The sequence below is a fragment of the Azospirillum sp. P4_B5 genome, from assembly GCF_056402275.1.
On sequence record NZ_JBFUHT010000101.1, the window covers coordinates 1 to 4,098 of the forward strand.

The window sequence follows — 4,098 nt, forward strand, 5'->3', positions numbered from 1 at the left end:
GCGGGAACGTGTGGTACAGCCAAACTGCGTGCGCGATCAGCTCGGCTGGGAAGCGGTGGCGGTAGTGGGGATCGGGCTCGCGTCTCATCCCGCTACCATGCCCGGCGCACCTCCGGCTCGCCAGCCCCGCAGTTTATGTGACGATGCCCCCGCACGTCACCCAGCAGCCAGCCGAGGCTGCCCCCGCGCGGAGTGGACGTCATCCGCCGGAACACCTGGACGCCATCGACCGGAATCGGTGGACGCTTTCGCGACGGAACCACCGCACGCAATCACCGGAATACGCATTTTGACGTGGGCAACCACCGTCCCTCCTGGCGTTCCGCCTCGAAAACGGACACAATTTACTGAGTGAAGAATAGCCACGCTACCGTGCCGACTGAAGCCAGCACGGCGAGCGCTGCGCTGCTTCGCGTCATGACACCCTGGCGATACATCAGCACAACCATGCCGATCAGCAGCGGCGAGACGATCAGCAGTCCGATTTGGGCTTTATTCATTGGCACTGTCGCTTCCGTCGTATCAGTTGGAGGTTCGGGCCCGATATGGATGCTGCGAGCGTGGAGAACGGGCAGCCTTGATCGTCGTCAATAGCAGCTGGACTTCATCGAATTCGGTCGCACATCGGGTAGTGGGCACGCGGGACCCCGGTATCGGCGCCGTCAGGTGATCGCGCCGAACAGGTCCTCATGAAGGCCGACGGGGCCGGAATGTTGTTGATGGGAGCGGCGGTTGTCAAACGACTTCAGGAACTGGACCGGGGACGACACGAGGAACTGGACCCTCGAACGTCATAGTGTGTTTTCGGTGACCGCCGGGGCCGGATTCGTCTTGAGCAGGCCGGCCCGCCGCTTCTCGCGCAGCCGGTAGCTGTCGCCGCGGATGGTGATGACGTGGCTGTGGTGAAGCAGCCGGTCGAGAATGGCGGTGGCCACCACCGGATCGCCGAACACCGTTCCCCACTCGCTGACCGAACGGTTGCTGGTCACCAGCATCGAACCGCGCTCATAGCGGCGCGACACCAGCTGGAAGAACAGGTGTGCGGCATTGGGCTCGAACGGCAGGTAGCCGATCTCATCGACGATCAGCAGCTTGGCTTTGGCGTAGTGGGCCAGCTTGTCCTCCAGCCGCCCCTCGATGTGCGCCCGGGCGAGCGCGGTGATCAGCTCGGTCGCCTGCACGAACAGCACCGAGTAGCCGTGCCGCACCGCCTCGCGGCCGAGCGCCACGGCCAAGTGCGATTTCCCCACCCCCGGCGGCCCGAGCAGCAGCAGGGCGTCGCCGTTGGCCACCCAGCGGCACGCCGCCAAGTCCCGGATCTGCTTGGGATCGAGCGACGGCTGGGCGTCGAAGTCGAAGCCCTCCAGCGTGCGCACGAAGGGAAACTTGGCGATGCCCAGGCCCATCTGGATGCGCCGCTCCTCCCGGTGCGCCACTTCCGCCTCGCACAGCAGGGCCAGGGTCTCGCGTAGGCTCAGCTCGCGCCGGGCGGCCTCGTCGAGCAGCGTGTCGAGGCGGTCGCGCAGCACCGTCAGCTTCAGGCGCGCCAGCATCTCGGGCAGATGGTCGGCGTCCATCACCAGCCTCCCCCGATCAGTTGCTCGTACTCGCTCAGCGGTCGCAGCAACTCGGCCGCCGCCGCCGCCGGGGGCGGCTTGGATGCGCCGAGCAGGCCAACGCGGTGATCGGCATCGATCACTCGTTCGCGGCGGCCATGCCGCTCGGCATGCCGGGCCACCTCCACCCCGGCCTGGAAGACATGAACCTGACTGTCGCTGACCCGCACCGTCACCGCCGTGCCGATCAGGCGCCACGGCACGCTGTAGCGGTTGGTATCCACGTCCACAAAGCCATCGGCGTGGACTTGCCGGGTCAGCTCGCGGATTTGCCGGAACGGCGGCCGCCCCTCCAGTGGGCGCAAGGCATGCGCCTCATCGCGCAGGAACCGCTCGACCGGCGGCTCGCCGGTGGTGCCGTGCACGCGCACGTCGGCGACCTCGCGCATCCACCACGCCAGATGTGCCTCCAGCGCCGCCCAGCCGGCGAAGCTGTGGCCGGCGATGGCGTTGCGCTTCACATAGCCGACGCCGCGCTCGTCCTTGCCCTTGGTGCGAGCCCGATACGGTGCGCAGGCCCGCGGCCGAAAGCCCCAGTAGCGGGCAAAGGCATGGAAGCGCTCGTTGAAGAGCACCTCGCGGGTTTCCGGATCGTGATGCGTGACCAGCGCCTTGGCGTTGTCCAGCAGGACCTCCTGAGGCAAACCGCCGAAGTGCCGGAAGGCGCCCTCCAGGCCATCGAGCCAGGCCGACTGCCGTTCATGGCGAAAGGGTCGGACGTAGAGCCGGCGCGAGTGCCCCAGCGTGGCGACGAACAGGTAGATTTTGCCCCGTGGTTCGCCGCCGACGGCGGCGCGCAACTCGCCGAAGTCGATCTGCAGCTGATGGCCCGGCGGCGTCTCGAAGCGGACCGTGGCCCGGGCCTCGGCCTCCAGCTCGCGCCGCCACGGTGCCACGGCGCGTTCGACGGTGCGCAGGCCGACGCGCAGGCCGTGCTCGCGCTGGAGGTCCTGGCGCACGACATCGGCGTTGCCGCGATGGCGCCGGAAGCGCTCGACCAGCCAGCTCTCCAGCCCATCCAGCGTCTTGGGCCGAGGCGGGACCTTCGCCGGCGTCCAGCCGCCCGCCTCCAGGTAGCGCCGCACCGTCATGTGACTGCACCCGAGTTCCGTGGCGATGCGCCGGACACCCCAGCCCAAGGCATGGAGCCGAAGCATGGCCGCAACCTCTTCCGGCGTCCTCATCACGTCTCTCCGCGGATCATTCCCCCGCGGCAAAACGCTCTCTTCAACAACCGACATGCTGGCCTCCCTCTTCAGAAGGAGGTCCAGTTCCTCATGTCGTTAAGGGTCCAGTTTGCCAAGACGCCCGACAGCGGTGACCTGACCGTAACGGACTATGGCGATGATCTGTTCGCCGGCGATGATCTGCCGAGCGGTGTGGAAGCTCTTGAATCCGAGTCCTGGCCGGACCACCGCTTGGTGTCTATGGTCTGATCATACGATGTTCTTTCGCTGGAGCCACCCGATGCGCCGGAGTTGAATGGGCGCCTCCACAGGCAGCTGCTCATGACGAGCGGTTCGCGGCGGGGCGATGGCCAACCTTGCAGCTCAAGAGGTAGCAATCATGGGGTCATTCATCTGATAACGCGAACCATGCAGAATCGTTCGCCACCGTCCTGGTTATCTTGCGCAAAATTTGTTCAACATTGCTTCTACGAGGCTCGGCACGATGGTCGATTTTCCGCCAAGTATAGCGCTCGATGGGTGCCGGACCGCTTACTTATGCCTCCGTCAGGCTCAGTATGCGTGCACCGACGAGGCTGCCCAAAAAGAAGGCATTCTGTGTTTTTCCTCTATGGCGAAGAATTACGCCGAGATGGTGCTGCGCCATGGAAATATAATCCAGCGCTGGAAAGCAAAGCAATTGCTTAAAAAAGTTTTGCGAGCTTCCGCGAGCGAAGATTGATTTTCATAGGGAGGCGTTCTTCCGGATGAGATGTGGGAAAGCGGTTGAGACGGTTTTTGATGGGACTGACAATTCTGCCTCAAGGCATATGCCGATGCCTATCCTTTGGAGCGGCGATATTTTTATCTAATCACATACCGGTGTATTTTTGTATAATGCTCCAGGGAAGAAAAGGGCGGCCCTTGGAGACAGGAATTGCTGAAGTCCTTATGGAAGCAAGCGCCTCGTAAAAAAGCCAACCGCCTGCTGTCATTCCTCCTGCTCATCGCTGCTCCGTTGCTGGCGTTCGAGCTCTTTCCGATAATGCAGCTTCATACGGCCCGTGAGGCCGAGCTTCGACAGGATGCCAGCCACTTTCTCGACCTTGTGGACGCGGAACTGTCAAACGACTTCAGTAACTGGTCCTTCCGCGTTTTTGGTGCAGTGTGAGTGCACTTGCGGGCGACAGTGAGCACATAGGGGGAACGGCATCCCTTTCCTGAGTGCTCTGATTTCCTTGTCAAAATCTCTGCTGTCCCTGCTCCCGCCCGGTCTCGCTGTTGATCACGTCACCGTCGCCCATGATCGCGTTGTT

Annotated in this window: 6 protein-coding genes; 3 read left to right on the forward strand and 3 right to left on the reverse strand. The window is 63.6% G+C overall.

Annotation, left to right across the window (positions count from 1 at the left end):
* Positions 1–344: 344 nt before the first annotated feature.
* The 3 genes from AC1DVI_RS31915 to istA all read right to left on the reverse strand — a co-directional run bounded on the left by AC1DVI_RS31915 (position 345) and on the right by istA (position 2,800).
* A complete protein-coding gene (locus AC1DVI_RS31915; protein WP_476961398.1) occupies positions 345–500 on the reverse strand; it encodes a hypothetical protein in 156 nt (51 codons plus the stop codon).
* Between the two features lie 291 nt (positions 501–791).
* Entirely contained in the window at positions 792–1,577 is a 786-nt protein-coding gene (gene istB / locus AC1DVI_RS31920) for an IS21-like element helper ATPase IstB (RefSeq protein ID WP_476961399.1), read from the reverse strand.
* Positions 1,577–2,800, reverse strand: coding sequence for an IS21 family transposase (gene istA / locus AC1DVI_RS31925; protein WP_476961400.1), 1,224 nt, complete (start codon positions 2,798–2,800; stop codon positions 1,577–1,579). Before istA ends, istB begins: the two co-directional genes overlap by 1 nt.
* Before the next feature lie 93 nt (positions 2,801–2,893).
* On the opposite strand from istA, the gene AC1DVI_RS31930 reads away from it, so the two are divergent.
* The 3 genes from AC1DVI_RS31930 to AC1DVI_RS31940 all read left to right on the forward strand — a co-directional run bounded on the left by AC1DVI_RS31930 (position 2,894) and on the right by AC1DVI_RS31940 (position 3,953).
* The gene (locus tag AC1DVI_RS31930) at positions 2,894–3,052 is read left to right on the forward strand and encodes a hypothetical protein (protein ID WP_476961401.1); all 159 of its coding nucleotides are present in this window, start codon (positions 2,894–2,896) and stop codon (positions 3,050–3,052) included.
* Between the two features lie 235 nt (positions 3,053–3,287).
* Complete coding sequence (locus AC1DVI_RS31935) at positions 3,288–3,524, forward strand: hypothetical protein (RefSeq protein ID WP_476961402.1); 237 nt, start codon at positions 3,288–3,290, stop codon at positions 3,522–3,524.
* 195 nt (positions 3,525–3,719) lie between these two features.
* Positions 3,720–3,953: a hypothetical protein gene (locus tag AC1DVI_RS31940; protein ID WP_476961403.1), complete on the forward strand. Its 234-nt coding sequence runs from the start codon at positions 3,720–3,722 to the stop codon at positions 3,951–3,953.
* Positions 3,954–4,098 lie beyond the last annotated feature (145 nt).